This is a genomic window from Nocardiopsis moroccensis, assembly GCF_055763695.1.
In genome coordinates this window covers 2,386,032-2,400,744 of sequence record NZ_CP199747.1, presented here as the reverse complement: position 1 = coordinate 2,400,744, position 14,713 = coordinate 2,386,032, and the positions used below count along the sequence as shown (strand labels likewise).

Sequence of the window (14,713 nt, the reverse complement as noted above, 5' to 3'; positions counted from 1 at the left end):
AGCGCTCGGCGCGGTCGTCACTCCGGGTGGTGTGCCCGGAACGGGGGGGCGGTCCCGTTCCGGCCCCGAGGAGGCGGACCGGGGTGCGGGTCCTAGCGGAAGCGCCCGTCCTCGTAGCCGCCTTCGTAGTAGTCCCGGCCGGGTGCGGGCCGCCCGTAGGGGTCCTGGCCGTAGGGGTCCTGGCCGTAGGGGCCGTTCCCGTGCCGCTGGCCGGGCCCGCCCGGGCCCTCGGCCTCCTCGCCGCGCGGCTGCCAGCCTTCCAGAGGCGGGTAACCGTAGTCGGACTCGGGGGACTGCGGCGCGAAGCCGCCACTCAGGACATCGGAGTAGCCGCCCCCGGGGGGCGTCCCTTGACCGCCGGGGTTCATCGGGTGGCCGTAGGGGTCGCTCTGCTGGGTGTGGCCCGGGTAAGCAGTCGGCAGGTCCCCGCTGAACTGGCTGGACTGGTAACCGCCGGTCGGGTACCCCGGCGCGCCAGGGTGCCCGGGGCCGCCCTGGCCGGGGCCGTTCTGGCCGAGGGATCCGGGGCCGTGGCCGAACGGGGAGGACTGGTCGGGGGTCCGGCCCCCGCCCGGCATCGTCGGACGGCTCGCGGTCCCGAAGGCGCCGGTGTCGTCCTGGGCCCCCCACAACTGGTCGCTGCCCTGGGCGCTGGGGGCGCCGCCCGGGACGTTCGGACCGGAGGGTCCGCTCGGGTAGTCCGGTCGGGTGTGGGTGCCGCTGTCGTAGGGATTGCGTTGGTGGGTGCCGGTGTCGTAGGCGGGGCGGGCGAAGGGGTCGGTGTCGTAGGTGGGTCGGGTGTGTTGGCCGGTGTCGTACTCGGGGCGGGAGGGGGTGGGGGGTCCGCTCGGGTAGTCCGGTCGGGTGTGGGTGCCGCTGTCGTAGGGGCTGCGTTGGTGGGTGCCGGTGTCGTAGGCGGGGCGGGCGAAGGGGTCGGTGTCGTAGGTGGGTCGGGTGTGTTGGCCGGTGTCGTACTCGGGGCGGGAGGGGGTGGGGGGTCCGCTCGGGTAGTCCGGTCGGGTGTGGGTGCCGCTGTCGTAGGGGCTGCGTTGGTGGGTGCCGGTGTCGTAGGCGGGGCGGGCGAAGGGGTCGGTGTCGTAGGCCGGTTCCGATCGGAAGGAACCCGCCGGGTACCCGCCGGTCCGAGAGGCGGTGTCCCCGGGGAGGGGGTGTCCGGGCGTGTTCGGGCCGCCCATCGGCTGACCCGTGGAGGGCCGGGCGCCCGTGCCGGGGAAGGACGGGGCGCCGCTGCCCGTGTCCGGCCCGCTGCCGTAGCCGCCCGTCGAGGACAGGTCCGGGCGCTGGTGGGCGCCGGTGTCCATGCTGGACCAGATCGGGGAGTCCAGTTCCCTCTCACCCGAGGTCCCCGGACGGAAACCCGGGTCCAGCGGATCGGCGGGAACGGAGCGCTCCGTACCGCTCAGGGACGGGTAGTCGGAACGGTTCATCGACCCGCTCTCGTAGGGCGAGTGACCGCTGCCGCCCGAGGAGGAGCCCTCCAGGGGGTCCGGGGCGAGCGGATCACGCCGCTCAGTGGGCCTGAGGGGTTCGCGGCCCTCGAACGGGTCACCCGTCGAAGGCGGCCGGGGCGTCCAGGAGCCCGGCCCCAGGGGGTCGTCGTCGGAGGCGGCCCGGGGCGCCGCGGGCTGGACCGGCGGGAGCCCCTGCGTGGGCGGTAGGCCCTGGCCGGACGACAACGCCGACTGCCCCGGATCCGCGCCGGCCGGACGCGCTCCGGTGCCCCCGGTCCGAGGGGCCGGCTCCGAGGGCCACTGCTCCGCATGACGGGGAGCGGGTTCGGGCCGGTCGGGGGTACCGCCCTGGCCCAGACTGGCCAGCATCGCCAGGTCGGCAGTGGAACCCGCGCCCGCTCCGGGGGCTCCGGAGGTGCCTGTAGCGGAGGGCTGGGCGTTGGGCCCGCTGGGCGGCCCCTGCTCGAAGGGTTCCCGCCCCGCGGTCTCTTCGTGGTCGTCGTAACCGTCGTCGTACTCGTCGTCCGCGTAACCGTCCCCGGCGTCACCGCGGCGCCCCGACCTGCCGGGGTCCTCGTCGCTCAGGCTGGACCAGAAGTCGTTGTCGGAGAGCTCCTCGGGGCCGTCCTCCCAGTCGACCCCGCGCTGACGCCTACCCCTGGGGCGTCGCTCCGCCCGGCCCCCGCCCTGACGCGACCTGCGGGAACGGCCTCGCGGGGCCGCCTCCTCGTCCTCGGGGCCCTCTCCCCGGTCACGCCGGTCGTCCGGACCGCTGTCCTCGACGTCGTCGTACTCGTACTCGTCGTCGTAGTCGTCCTCCCGCGAGCCGAGGCTGAGCGCGCGCATACCCAACAGCAGGAGCACGAGCACGGCGAGCACGACGATGACGGCGATGATGATGATGACGGTGACGGTCATGATGTACGCACTACCTTGGGGAGGTCGGCCGCGCCCGGGGAGCGCCGGGGACCGGCCGGGCAGGGGCCGGTCGGGAAGAGGCGGCGGCCCGGTCCCGCGTGACCCCGTTGTGCTGAGCCCGTGTGCCTGGCAGGGTGCGGCCGCCGGTGTTCCGACGCGGTCTCAGGTCAGGGTGCCGCGGAGCGGGTGGACGGGAATCGGTCATCTGAAAAGGGGCGAGGGGCACAGCCCTACTGTATGTGCTGTCGTGCGCTATGTGCAGAGGGCGATAGGAGCTTCCTCGGTTAATCCCCGGGTCCTCCGTCAGGAGCGGCACCGTACGGGTCCGGGCCGACGGAAACGCTCGGTAAGGCCCGTTTCACCGTTGGCGGGGCGGGCAGCCGGGGCGTTCGCGTACGGGAGCGAACGGTGCCGATACGTCCGGAGAGGCGGTCTGCGCCGCCTCGGGAACCGGCCAGGGAGGAAGAACGCCGCCCCCGGAGCCGCCCGCCCGCGGTCCCGCGGCCTCAGTCGCCGGTGGTGGCCTCGCTGTTGGTGACCAGCGTCCCCCGGGCCACGGCCTGCTCCGCGATGGCCTCCAGCGTCAGCTCCAGAGCCGCACCCTCGGGCAGGCCGAGGGTCCCGTCCAACGCGTAGACGGTGAAACGGTACTCGTGCACGTCCCCCTTCTCCGGGCACGGTGCCCCGTAGGCGGTGTCTCCGGCGGTGTTCTGACCCAACTTCGCGTCGGCCGGAACGGTGTTCTGCCGCAGTTCGACCAGTTGCGGGTCCAGGTCGTAGACCAGCCAGAACACGACGGCGTCGCGCGGATCGTCCACCACCAGCGCGATCGAGCCGACATCGTCGGGCAGTCCCGACCAGCTCAGCGGCGGCGAGACCGGGTCGCCCTCGGCGCCGCAGGTGTACGCCACCGGCAACGGCTCCCCCTCCTGCATCATCGGGCTGCTCACGTTGATGTCGGTCGGCATCTCACCGCGCAGGTCCGAGGACAGCACCCCGCAGCCGGTCGAGGCGAGCAGGGCGGCCCCCGCCGCCACGGCTCCCACCCGGGCACCGGGGGACGTTCGGGCTGCGCCGCGCACGGCGGTGGTCCGGGTGGAAGGCAAGACCGGGAACAAAATGGGGCTCCTGCTGGACTTTCGGGCCAAAAGGCGAGACTCGCTGTGGACCGGACCCGGTACCGGGGCGGCCCCGGAGCGGTCACGGTGGAACCGCGTGCACGGGAACCACCACGGGTCCCGGAAAACGGTCCTGAGCGAACCCTACTGCGATCGGCCCCGGCCCCGGGATTCCGGGAGTTCGGCGTGCCCGCGCCGTGCCGGTGCGGGCACGCCGCCGACGGGCGCCCGCCGCCCCGATCGGTGATCATGGGTCGGTGCGGTTCTCCATTCTGGGCCCCCTCCAGGTGCACGACGCCTCGGGGCACCCCATCACCATCGGCGGCGCGCGTCTGCGCGCCCTCCTGATCCTGCTCCTGCTCCGCCCCGGCCAACAGGTGGCCAACGAACAGCTCACCGACGCGATCTGGGGGGAGGACGTCCCCGCGGCCGCGGGCAACGCCCTCCAGGCCCTCGCCTCCCGACTGCGCCGCGCCCTGGGCGAGCGGACCCGCCTGCACGGCGACGCCTCCGGCTACCGGTTGGACGTCGTACCCGACCAGGTCGACCTGCACGAGTTCGAGGACCTGGCCAGACGCGGAGGGGACCGGCTCCAGGCCGGCCGCCCCCGGGAGGCCGAACGCGCCCTGTCCGCCGCGGCCTCCCTGTGGCGCGGCCCGGCCCTGCCCGACCTCACCGCCAGGGGAGTCGCCGACGACATCGCGCTGCGCCTGTCCGAGACCTATCGCACGGTGCTGGAGGACCACCTGTGCGCCCGCATCGAACTGGGCCGATTCGCACAGGCCCTGCCCGAGGCGGAGGCCCTGGCCGCACGCGAACCGCAGCGCGAACGCCCCGTCGAACTGCTCATGCGCGCCCTGGCGGGCAACGGTCGCACCGCCGACGCCCTCGCCGCCTACGAGGAGTTCCGCAAACGGCTGGCCGAGGAGACCGGCCTGGACCCCTCCGCCCGCCTGAGCGAAACCCACCTGAGCCTGCTCCGCGGGGAGCTCGCCGCCGCCACGGCGTCCGGACCGTCCCGGCACCCGGATCCGCCCGAAGTGGTCCGGTTGCCCCGGCAGCTGACCAGTTTCGTCCCCCGCGAGGCCGAGGTGTCCGCCGCGGTCGCCCGCCTGTCCTGCGCCCGCATGGCCACGCTCACCGGACCCGGTGGCTCGGGCAAGACCCGTCTCGCCGTCGAGACCGCCGCGACCCTGGTCGAACGCACCCCCGAACTGGTCTCCGGCGGGGTCTGGTTCGTCGAGCTCGCCCCCGTACGACAGGGGGACGACCTGCCCGACGCGATCGCGACCGCACTGGAACTGCGTGGGCACACGGTGCTCCAGACACGTACCGGCACGGCGCCCCAGCCCTCCCTGGAAAGGGTCCTCGCCTTCCTGGGCGAGCGTGCGGGCCTGGTCGTGCTGGACAACTGCGAGCACCTGGTGGCCGACACCGCCCGCATCGCGCGGACCCTGCTGTCGCGCTGCCCGAACCTGCGCGTACTCGCCACGTCGCGGGAGCCGCTGGGGGTGGACGGGGAGAGCCTCCTGCCGGTGCCCTCCCTGGCCCTGCCTCCCGAGGACGCCGACGTCGAGGAGGCCCGTACCTACACCTCCGTGGTGCTGTTCACCGAACGCGCCGAAGCGGTGCGGCCCGGGTTCACGGTCGGCCCCGACAACGTCGCCCACGTCGTCCGGATCATGCGGGAGCTGGACGGCATGCCGCTGGCCCTGGAACTCGCCGCGGCCAGGCTCAGGGCGATGTCGCCCGCCCAGCTCGCCGCCCGCCTCTGCGACAGGTTCCGCCTGCTCACCGGTGGAAACCGCTCCGCACTACCCCGACACCGCACCCTGCGCGCCGTGGTCGACTGGAGCTGGGAACTGCTCGACGAACCCGAACGCCTCCTGCTGGGCCGTCTGGCGGTCTTCCCCGGCGGGGCCGACCTGGACGCGGTCGAGCGGGTCGGTTCCGACCCCGAGGGTACGCCGGGGACCGTCGCCGGGCACGACGTGTGGACCGTACTGTTCGCTCTCGTGGACAAGTCCCTCCTGATCGCGGAGACCTCCGAACGCGAGGACGCCCCTCCCCGCTACCGGCAGTTGGAGACGGTCCGCGCCTACGCGGCCGAGCGCCTGGTGCGGAGCGGGGAACAGGAACGGGTCCGGGACACCCAGGCCCGGTACGCGCGTGACCTGTGGAGACGGGCCGACCCCGAACTGCGCGGACACGACCAGGGAAGGTGGATCGAACGGCTCGGCCGGGAGGCCGACAACTGCGCGGCCGCCTTCCAGTGGGCGCTGGAGCGCCGGGACGCCGCCCTGGCCCTGGACCTGGTCGAGTACTCCCAGTGGTACTGGACCCTGGTCGGGGGCTGGCGGCAGGTCCACCGCTGGTCGGAGCAGGCGCTGGAGCTGGTCGGGGACCGGCCGCCCGCGGGGCGCGAGGTGGCCTACGCCAGCTGCCTGTTCCACACCTCCGGTGAGATGGGGTTGGGCCGCACCACCGTTCTGGCGCGGATCGCCCGGGTGGAGGAGGTACTCCGGAGCGTGGGGCGGCGGGTGGAGGACCACCCCCTGCTCATCCTCTGCCTGGTCTACCACGCGATGTCGGACGGCCGGCCGGACAGCCCGGCCCGCGCACGCCTGGAGGAGGCCCTCGAGGAACAGCCGGACCCCTGGGCCAGAGCGGCCACGTATCTGATGCTCTCGCTGCTGGACGCGGTCTTCGGGCAGGCGGAGCGCTCCCTGGAACGCGCCTCGACCGCACTGGAGGCCATGCGCGGGCTCGGGGACGTGTGGGGCCAGTGCCACGCGCTCATCCAACTGGTGGACATCGCCCGCTTCACCGACCTCGAACGGTGTCGGCGTCTGCTCGCCGAGGGCGTCGAGCTGGCCCGGGAGCGCGGGCTGGAGGGGATGGCGGCCGTCTTCCGGACCCGGAGGGCCCAGATCCTCGTCGACCTGGGCGACCTGGAGGGCGCCGAGCAGGACCTGAAGCAGCTCGCGGGGACCTCGGCGGAGGGCGAGCAGCTGGTGGTGCTCAGCCAGACCCGGGTCCAGTGGCTGCGCGCCGCGGGCCGTACCGACCAGGCCCGGAGGCTGATGGACCGAACCGAGCCGACCGTGGCCGGTCTGGGTGGTTTCGCCCCGGCCTACCTCGAACCCGCCTGGCGGCTCCTGGCCGCGGACCTGGCCTGGGACGAGGGTGACACCGGCCGGGCCTGGCGGGAGGCGGGCCGGGCCTGGTGGCTGTCCCGGCACGGGCTGGGGACGATCAGTGCCGATGTCCTGGACGCCTTCGCGGGCATGGTGGTCGAGCAGGACCCGGAGTGGGCCGCTCTCCTGCTCGGCTACGCCACCGCCCTGCGCGGTGTCGCGGACTCGGCCTCACCGAGGGGGCGCAGGGTCCGTGAGCGACTGGTGGAGCGGCTGGGCGAGGCCGGACTCCGGCAGCGGTCGGCCCGGGGCGAGGGCGCCGGGGCGGATGCGGTCCGCGCCCGGGTGGCGCGGTGGCTCGCCCCGATCGTGCCGGACGACGTCGACCTGGGTGACTGGGCGCGCTGAGTCCGCGGGGCGGCGCCGCATTCCGCGGCGCCGCCCCGCGGCGGTGCGTCAGGTGCGTCGGCGGTAGGCCCACACGGCCAGCGGGAAGAAGACCGCGGTGATCAGGACGGTCCAGACCAGGGTCCAGGCCAGGGGGCCGGCGACGTCACCGCCGAGCATCAGCCCGCGCATGGCGTCCACGACGTGGGTGACGGGGTTGTTCGCGGCGATCGGAGCCAGCCAGCCCGGCATGTCGTCCGGCGAGACGAAGGTCGAGCTGCCGAAGGTCAGCGGGAACAGCAGGATCATCGCGAACGACTGCACGGCCATGGGTGTGCGGACGATCATGCCCACGAAGGCCGACATCCAGCACAGCGCGAACGCGAACAGCAGCACCAGCGCGCTGGCGGTGACCACACCGGTCACCCCGCCCTCGGGGCGGAAACCGATGGCCAGTCCCACGAGCATCACCATGACCACGGTGATCGCGTAGCGCACCAGGTCGCCCAGGACCGCGCCGATCAGCGGGGCCGAACGAGCGATGGGCAGGGACCGGAACCGGTCGAAGATCCCCTTCTCCACGTCCTGGCTCAGGCTGAAACCGGTGCCCATCGTGGCGAAGATGACCGACTGCGCGATGATGCCGGGCATCAGGAAGTCGCGGTAGGCCTGCCAGTCGCCCATCATCGCCTGTCCGAAGACGAACACGAACAGGGTCACGAACATGACCGGCTGCAGCATGAGCCCGAAGACCTCTTCGGGGTTGGCCTTGATCTTCAGGATGCTGCGCCAGGTGAGCTGGAGCCCGTTCTGGACGGTGGTCAGCGGGGAGATGTTCGGCGGCGCCACCGGGGCGCCCCCCGCCACCGTTCGCGTCGGGGTCGTCACGGTGCTCATGCGGGGGTCCCTTCGGTCGCGGGCGTGCCCGTGGTCTCGTCTTCGGCGGTGTGCCCGGTGAGGGCGAGGAAGACCTCGTCCAGGCTCGGCTTGCGCAGGGAGAGCTCGGCGACGGACACCCCCTGCTCGTCCAGGCGGCGCACCGTCTCGGGCAGGACGCCGGAGTCGGTGACCGGGACGCTGAGGAGCATTCCGTCCGTGGTCGCCGGGGTACTGGTGACGGCCTCGACGATCCGGGTGGCCAGCGGTAGCTGCGCGGGGTCGACGGTGCGCAGCTGCAGTACCTGGTCGCCCGCCTGGTTCTTCAGCTCCTCGGGGGTGCCCCGGCTGATCACCCGGCCGTGGTCCAGGACCATGATGTCGTCGGCGAGCTGATCGGCCTCCTCCAGGTACTGGGTGGTGAGCAGCACGGTCACGCCGTCGTCCACGAGTCCGCGTACGACCTCCCAGAGGCCGATGCGGCTGTGCGGGTCCAGGCCGGTGGTCGGTTCGTCCAGGTACAGCAGGGTGGGCCGTCCCACCAGGCTCGCCGCCAGGTCCAGCCGTCGGCGCATTCCGCCGGAGTAGGTCTTGGCGGGGCGGTCGGCGGCGTCGGCGAGCCCGAAGCGCTCCAGGAGCTCCCTGGCCCTGGCCCGGGCGTCGGCGCGGCCGAACCCGAGCAGGCGGGCGATGAGCACCAGGTTCTGGGTACCGGTCAGTTCGGCGTCCACGGCCGCGTACTGCCCGGTCAGGCCGATCTGGCGGCGGACCTCGTGTGGTTCGCGGACCACGTCGAAGCCGCCGACGGTGGCGTGCCCGGCGTCGGGCCTGAGCAGGGTGGAGAGGATGCGCACGGTCGTCGTCTTCCCGGACCCGTTGGGCCCCAGGACGCCCAGCACGGCCCCCGACTCGGCCGTCAGGTCCACACCGTCGAGGGCGGTCTTGCCCTTGAAGTGTTTGACCAGCCCTTCCGCGCGGATGGCGTCAGTCATTGGTCCTCCGTTTCAACGTCTGTCCCCAAGTGTGCCGACCTGCACTGACAGAACGCTGACAGTCTGACTCGCCCCGCTCTGACACCATCGGCGTACGCCCCGTCCGGGACACCACGGCCTAGACTCGTGCAGGTGATGAACACCCCGCCGCATGACGCCATTCCCCCAGGGGGAGAGCCCCCGCAGCCACCCGAACGGACCGTCGGCGCACGGCTGCGCCCACCCGCACGGCGGGTGAGCGGACGCGCGATCGGGGTGTGGACGCTGCGGCTGCTCTTCGGGGCGGTCCTCAACCTGGTCGTGTTGAGCTTCCTCGCCTGGGGTGCGAGCTCGGCACCCTGGGCCTGGATCCCCGAGCGGGTGGCGGAGAACGCCTGGATGCTGCCGGTGGCCTACTCGGTGTACGCGCTGGCCAAGATCGCGATCGTGCCCTCTTGGCGGTACCGGGTGCACCGGTGGGAGGTCGGTGCGGACGTCATCTACACCCGGGCCGGGTGGATCAGCCGCACCTGGCAGCTGGTTCCGGTCAACCGGCTCCAGACCGTGGACCACACCCAGGGCTGGCTGGAGCGGGTCTTCGACGTGGCCACGCTCCAGGTCCAGACCGCCTCCTACGCCGGTTCCTCGACCATCGAGGGCCTGGACTCCGACGAGGCGCGCCGGCTCAGCGAGGAGCTCGCCGTGCGTGCCGGAACCCTGCGGGACGACGCGACCTGATGGACCCACGGCACGAACCCGAACCGAACCCCCACGGCGCCGAACCCACCGACCCCGCGACGGGCGGCTGGGTCGCGCCGGGCAGCACACCCTCCGGAACCGCGCGTGGACCGGAGCGGGGCGTGGCGGACACCCCCGAACCCGCTTCCGTACCCTCGGCCCCTGCGGGCGGCGCGTCCGCCGCCGACGCGCCCTCCGCCGCCGAACAGCCCCGTTCCTGGTGGAGTGAGGCGCCCGAGGGCGGGCCGCCCGCCGACCTCGGCGCGCGCAGTGCCCGCCGGCTCAGCCCGCGCAGCATGGTCGTCGGTCCGATCAACCAGCTCAGGAACCTTCTCCTGCCCGTCCTGGCCGGCCTGGTGGTCGGTGGGTTCAACCCCTGGCTGCTGGCGGCCACGGGAGCGGGTGTCGTCGCACTCCTGATCGGCGGGTTCGTCACCTGGCGGACGTTCCGCTACGAGGTGGAGGAGGACCGGATCGAGATCCGCAGGGGGCTCATCCGGCGTTCCCGGCGTACGATCCCGCTGGAACGCGTCCGCGGGGTGGACGTCACCAGCACCCTCCTGCACCGGATGCTCGGCGTCGCGGTGGTCCGGATCGAGGCGGCGGCCGGGTCGGCCGGGGCCACCGAGGACGGCAAGCTCGACGCGGTCTCCGCTGCCGAGGCCGAGCGGTTGCGCCGGGTACTGCTGCACCGCAGGGCCGTGCTCACTGGACGGGACGCGGCGGCGCGGCAGGGCCAACGGTCCGGGGACCCGGCGCAGGGCGCCGAACCCGGCCGGCACGCCTCCGGAGCGCAGGACCCACCGAGCGCGGACGAGGCCGCCGATGACACCGGCGACGCCGATGACGCCGTCACCCACTTCACGATGCCCCGGAGCTGGTACCTGTACGGGTTGCTCAGCCTGGGGTACCTGCTGACCCCGTTCGTCGTCCTGGCGACCCTGCTCGGCACGGTCCAGCAGTCTGCTGGGGAGGTGGCCACCGATTTCTTCGTCGACTGGGTGACCAGCACCGACCGCGCCTTCCTGGTCGTGTTCGGGACGGCGTCCGTGGGTGTGCTGGTGGCGCTGATGCCGGTGTTCGCGGTGGTCTCCTACTCCCTGACCCACTGGGGGTTCTCACTCAGGGACCGGGACGGCTCCCTGGTCGCCGAGCGCGGCCTGTTCACCCGGCGCAGCGTCACCTTGGAGAAGCGGCGCATCCGCGGGTACGAACTGCTGGACAACCCCCTCGAACGCACCCGCGGGGCGGTGGGGCTGCGCGCCATCGTCACCGGCCTGGGCGACACCGCCACCCGCGCGGTGCTGTTGCCGGTCGGCCCGAGGCCCCGGGTGGAGGAGGTCGTGGGCGGGGCCCTGGCCCTGTTCCGGGGGTCGCTGACCCGGCACCCCCGGGCGGCGTTGTACCGGCGGCTGATCCGTGCGGTGCTTCCCTTCGCCGCGGTGGCGGCCGTGGCCCTGGCCCTGGGCGCCGTGTGGCCGGCGGTGGCCGCCGGGGTCCTGGCTCTGCTGGGGGTGCCCCTGGCGGTCGACCGCTACCGTTCGCTGGGGCACGGCTACGACGGTGAACGGGTGAGTGTGCGCTCGGGGTCGCTGTCCCGTTCCCAGGCCACGGTGGAGCGGTCCGCGGTGATCGGGTGGACCTGGACCCAGACCCTCTTCCAACGCCGGTCCCGCCTGGCGGACCTCCAGGTCACCGTGGGTGCTGGTGCGGGTGGTTACACCGCACAGGACGCCTCCCTGGCGGAGTCCGTGGACTTCGCCGCCCGGATCACCCCCGAGATGGTGCGGCCCTTCCTGGCCCCGGACGGGGACGAGGAGGGCTGGGCGGACGATCTGCGAGGGCCGGGCCGGCGACCGGCCTGACACGATCCGGACCATCGGGGGCGCCTCCGGTAGGAGGTACCGGGACGGGGAGGAGGGCGGCCGCTCTCGTGCGACCGCCCTCCCACGGGGTGTGCCGGTGCGTCTCCGGCACCTCTGTTCCGTTCGGGGCGCCCCTGTGTTGTTCGGGGATCCCCTGTGCTGTTCGGTCAGTCGTTCTTCTTCGAGCCGAACATGATCTCGTCCCAGGAGGGCACCGAGGCCCGGCGCCCCCGCCCCTTGCGCTTGGCGGGACCGGCGGCGGTGGAGCCGTTGGCCACGGCCGGGACGGCCGCCGCGGGCGGCTGCTCCCCTGTGGCGCGGCGCGGAGTTCCGGCGTCGTTGAGGTCGATGGTGGCGCGGCGGCGGCGCGGCCGCTGCTGTGCGGGCTCCTCGGCCGCCGGGCCCTCCTCCTCCGGGTCGGTCCGTGGTGCGGCCGCCGGTGCGGGCGGGGCCTCCGACCACTCCGGTGCGCCGGCAGGCCCGGTCCGCTGCCTGGGTTCGGTGTCTTCGGGAGCCCGGCGGGCGGCGGGCCCGCTCTCCTCCAGGCCGTACCCGCGGGGTTCGGGGCGAGCGGGCGGGGCCTCGGTCGGTTCGGTGAACTGCCGGTGGACCGGCTCGGGCCGGGGCGCGACGGGCCGGTGCGTCTGCGGCAGGGGCGCCGCGGGCGGCGCCTCGTCCGGACGTTCCGCGAAGCGTTCGCTGGGGCGCTCCAGGGGGCGTCGGGGCGCGGGTTCCTGGGGTCGCGGCGCCTGGCGGTGGCGCTCCTCCCGGAGCGGGACACCGAACTGGTCGGTCTCGGGGCGCCGTGCCACGGGGTGCAGCGGTTCGTCCAACGGCGTGTCCTGCGCGGGCGACAGGCGGCGCGGGGCGACGTGGTCGTGACGTCGCTCGGCGGCGGACTGTGCGTCCAGGCGGGGCAGGTCGGTGGAGGCCTCGTTGCGGCGCGGGGCGAAGGGCGTGACGTTCGTGCCGGGGGAGGGCGGCGCGTCCAGGGGCTCGTTGGAGGAGAACCGGTCGGCCTCCTCGTCGGCGGGGACGACGCTGTTGTGTCTGGGCTCGTACAGCCAGTGGGCGACGCGCTCGTCGCCGCCGTGCAGGAAGACGAGCTTGAGCTGCCAGGAACGGTCCTCCCGCTTCCACGAGTCCCACACCGCGTCGCCGGTCTCCAGCTGGTGGGCGCCGATTCTTCTGGTGACCACCTCCTCCAGGGAGGGGCCCGGTGCGGCGTCACCGTGTGAACGCACGGTGGCGCGCTGGGCCTGCTGCGCGATGTACTCGCGCTCCTGGAGGACGGGGCCCTCGAACCAGCGCACCCGTTCGATGGGTATCCCGGAGATCTCGGAGATGGCCTCCGCGGTCTCGCCGGACCGGATGCGGGCCTGGATTTCCTTGGGGCGCAACGGATTCTCCACTTCGATCTCGTACTGGCCGAGCCGGGAGAACTGGCCGCGTACTGCGGCACGGAGGCGGTCGTCGACGGGCAGCATGAAGCGGGTTCCACGGCCGGTGCTGGCCAGCACCAGGTAGGTGCCGTCCTCACTCACGGCCACGAGGCGAAGCTCGTGCATCGCCCTCCCTTTCGTGTCCCGTCGAGAGCCGGTCCGGCGGACCGTCCCCCGCGTTCTCCAAGTCTGGTCGGCCGACAACTGTTCGGCCAGTACCGCGCCCGGCATGTCCGAACTGTGCCCGCCTCCCGGCCCGTGGTGGGCACCACGGTGGGAGCTGCCCCGAGGTTCCGGGGCCCTCACGGTCGCTTCCGGTGCCAATCTTGACACGCTGAACCTTCCGCGACCGGGAGCGATCGTGGGGGAATGTCGCGGATCCCGCGCGAAGGCTCCGCGGTGATGGTATCCCGCGCTTCCCGAATCACCCCAGGGCTGTGGAAAACTCTGATCTCGGACCAGTTCCGAACATGAGTCGTCTTGGCGTGCGCAAATCGACACGCCGATGGATGCCAGACAGTGATCCTTCCAATCTCATGGCGTTATCAGCGATGAGTCCCCGTTATGGTGAAGTTTCAACTCATGGGCGGTTTGTGATGTCTGGGGCCTAAGTGGTCATATGCCCCACCACACGCCCATCCCACGACCAAGTGCCCCGCCGCGCCCGAACGCGGCCGATGAAGGGGGGACAACGCTATGCCAAGATCCGAGCACGGGGACGAACCCGAGGCGGGCGAGGAGGGACCGGAGGAGAGCGCGGGCAGAAGGAAGCGCATCGACCTGAGCGTGGCGCAGGTCGCCGGTGCCGGTGTCGCGACCCTGACCGCGGCCACCGCGGCCTCCTACCTCAACGTCTACGGCACCGTCATCGGTACCGCCGTCATGGCCGTACTCAGCACCAGCGCGGCCCCGGTGATCCAGCACTGGATCACCCGCAGCAGCGAGCAGGCGAAGGAGCTGGCGGAGAAGAAGGCCGTCAGGAACACCGGCGCGCGCTCCCTCGTCCGCCCCGGTGTCGTGGACCCGGAGTTCGACACCAACGCGATCCCCGCCGCGGACGCCGGCCTCCACGGGCCGCTCGGGGACCCGGACGCGGCCCGGACGACGGCCATGCCGATCCTGGGACGGGACCTGCCGGGGCAGACCGTCGCGCACGGTTTCGGCAACCCCGAGGCCCCCGCCGTCGTTGGCGGCCCGGCGGCCCCCGACGCCACCGAGCTCATGCCCGCCGCCCACGACAGATACACCGGCGACCCGGAAGGCCCCGGGGAAGGGACCGGCGGGAAGCGCCCCAAGCGCGGTTGGCGTACCGCGGCCATCTCGGCCGCGGCGGTTTTCGTCCTGGTCATGCTGGTGATCCTGGCCTTTGAGCTGTTCACCGGACGCTCACTGACCGCGTGGACCCAGGGGCAGGACGAACCCACCTCGCCCTCCCTGCTCGGCGGCAGCTCCGTCACGGCGCAGGTCGAGGAGGAAACCCCCGGGGGTCCCGGAGACGAACGGACCTCCACGGAGGACGGCGCCGGAACGGGGCAACCGGAGACCGGGGCGCCGACCGACCCCGAACCCACCCCGCCCCCGGCGGAGATCGACCCGGACACCCCCGAGGACACGACCGGACCCGTCGACCCGCCGGTCGACGAGGGCACCCCGGAGGAACCGGGGGACGCGGAGGTTCCCGACCCCGGGACGGGGGAGGCGCCCGAGGGCGGTGCACAGCCAGAACCCGCTCCGGAGGCACCCGCGGAGTGAGTCCGGCGCGGCGGCCCTCCCGCCCGTGGTGCGGTGC

At 73.2% G+C, this 14,713-nt stretch carries 9 protein-coding genes; 4 read left to right on the top strand and 5 right to left on the bottom strand.

What is annotated here, in order from left to right:
- Nucleotides 1-92: 92 nt before the first annotated feature.
- Together ACUKCB_RS10675 and ACUKCB_RS10670 are read right to left on the bottom strand one after the other, a co-directional pair.
- A complete protein-coding gene (locus tag ACUKCB_RS10675) occupies nucleotides 93-2,390 on the bottom strand; it encodes a hypothetical protein (protein ID WP_473040361.1) in 2,298 nt (765 codons plus the stop codon).
- Between the two features lie 506 nt (nucleotides 2,391-2,896).
- Complete coding sequence (locus tag ACUKCB_RS10670; RefSeq protein ID WP_473040360.1) at nucleotides 2,897-3,508, bottom strand: YbhB/YbcL family Raf kinase inhibitor-like protein; 612 nt, start codon at nucleotides 3,506-3,508, stop codon at nucleotides 2,897-2,899.
- Nucleotides 3,509-3,765: 257 nt separating this feature from the next.
- On the opposite strand from ACUKCB_RS10670, the gene ACUKCB_RS10665 reads away from it, so the two are divergent.
- A complete protein-coding gene (locus ACUKCB_RS10665; protein ID WP_473040359.1) occupies nucleotides 3,766-7,053 on the top strand; it encodes an ATP-binding protein in 3,288 nt (1,095 codons plus the stop codon).
- Between the two features lie 48 nt (nucleotides 7,054-7,101).
- On the opposite strand, the gene ACUKCB_RS10660 is transcribed toward ACUKCB_RS10665, so the two are convergent.
- Both ACUKCB_RS10660 and ACUKCB_RS10655 read right to left on the bottom strand, forming a co-directional pair.
- The gene (locus ACUKCB_RS10660) at nucleotides 7,102-7,929 is read right to left on the bottom strand and encodes an ABC transporter permease (RefSeq protein ID WP_473040358.1); all 828 of its coding nucleotides are present in this window, start codon (nucleotides 7,927-7,929) and stop codon (nucleotides 7,102-7,104) included.
- The gene (locus tag ACUKCB_RS10655; protein ID WP_473040357.1) at nucleotides 7,926-8,900 is read right to left on the bottom strand and encodes an ATP-binding cassette domain-containing protein; all 975 of its coding nucleotides are present in this window, start codon (nucleotides 8,898-8,900) and stop codon (nucleotides 7,926-7,928) included. The genes ACUKCB_RS10660 and ACUKCB_RS10655 overlap by 4 nt, the downstream gene beginning before the upstream one ends.
- 135 nt (nucleotides 8,901-9,035) lie before the next feature.
- Here ACUKCB_RS10655 and ACUKCB_RS10650 point away from each other — a divergent pair, with 135 nt between their 5' ends.
- Complete coding sequence (locus ACUKCB_RS10650) at nucleotides 9,036-9,617, top strand: PH domain-containing protein (RefSeq protein ID WP_473040356.1); 582 nt, start codon at nucleotides 9,036-9,038, stop codon at nucleotides 9,615-9,617.
- On the top strand, nucleotides 9,617-11,482 hold the full coding sequence (locus tag ACUKCB_RS10645; protein WP_473040355.1) for a PH domain-containing protein: 1,866 nt from the start codon (nucleotides 9,617-9,619) through the stop codon (nucleotides 11,480-11,482). Before ACUKCB_RS10650 ends, ACUKCB_RS10645 begins: the two co-directional genes overlap by 1 nt.
- A gap of 167 nt (nucleotides 11,483-11,649) precedes the next feature.
- Here ACUKCB_RS10645 and sepH read toward each other — a convergent pair whose 3' ends face one another.
- On the bottom strand, nucleotides 11,650-13,050 hold the full coding sequence (gene sepH, locus ACUKCB_RS10640; protein WP_473040354.1) for a septation protein SepH: 1,401 nt from the start codon (nucleotides 13,048-13,050) through the stop codon (nucleotides 11,650-11,652).
- 570 nt (nucleotides 13,051-13,620) lie between these two features.
- On the opposite strand from sepH, the gene ACUKCB_RS10635 reads away from it, so the two are divergent.
- The gene (locus tag ACUKCB_RS10635; RefSeq protein WP_473040353.1) at nucleotides 13,621-14,676 is read left to right on the top strand and encodes a hypothetical protein; all 1,056 of its coding nucleotides are present in this window, start codon (nucleotides 13,621-13,623) and stop codon (nucleotides 14,674-14,676) included.
- Nucleotides 14,677-14,713 lie beyond the last annotated feature (37 nt).

Coding starts and splice junctions, on each gene's coding strand:
- ACUKCB_RS10655 (WP_473040357.1), bottom strand. CDS start 8,900: ATGACTGACGCCATCCGCGCGGAAGGGCTGGTCAAACACTTCAAGGGC.
- ACUKCB_RS10650 (WP_473040356.1), top strand. CDS start 9,036: ATGAACACCCCGCCGCATGACGCCATTCCCCCAGGGGGAGAGCCCCCG.
- sepH (WP_473040354.1), bottom strand. CDS start 13,050: ATGCACGAGCTTCGCCTCGTGGCCGTGAGTGAGGACGGCACCTACCTG.
- ACUKCB_RS10675 (WP_473040361.1), bottom strand. CDS start 2,390: ATGACCGTCACCGTCATCATCATCATCGCCGTCATCGTCGTGCTCGCC.
- ACUKCB_RS10635 (WP_473040353.1), top strand. CDS start 13,621: ATGCCAAGATCCGAGCACGGGGACGAACCCGAGGCGGGCGAGGAGGGA.
- ACUKCB_RS10645 (WP_473040355.1), top strand. CDS start 9,617: ATGGACCCACGGCACGAACCCGAACCGAACCCCCACGGCGCCGAACCC.
- ACUKCB_RS10660 (WP_473040358.1), bottom strand. CDS start 7,929: ATGAGCACCGTGACGACCCCGACGCGAACGGTGGCGGGGGGCGCCCCG.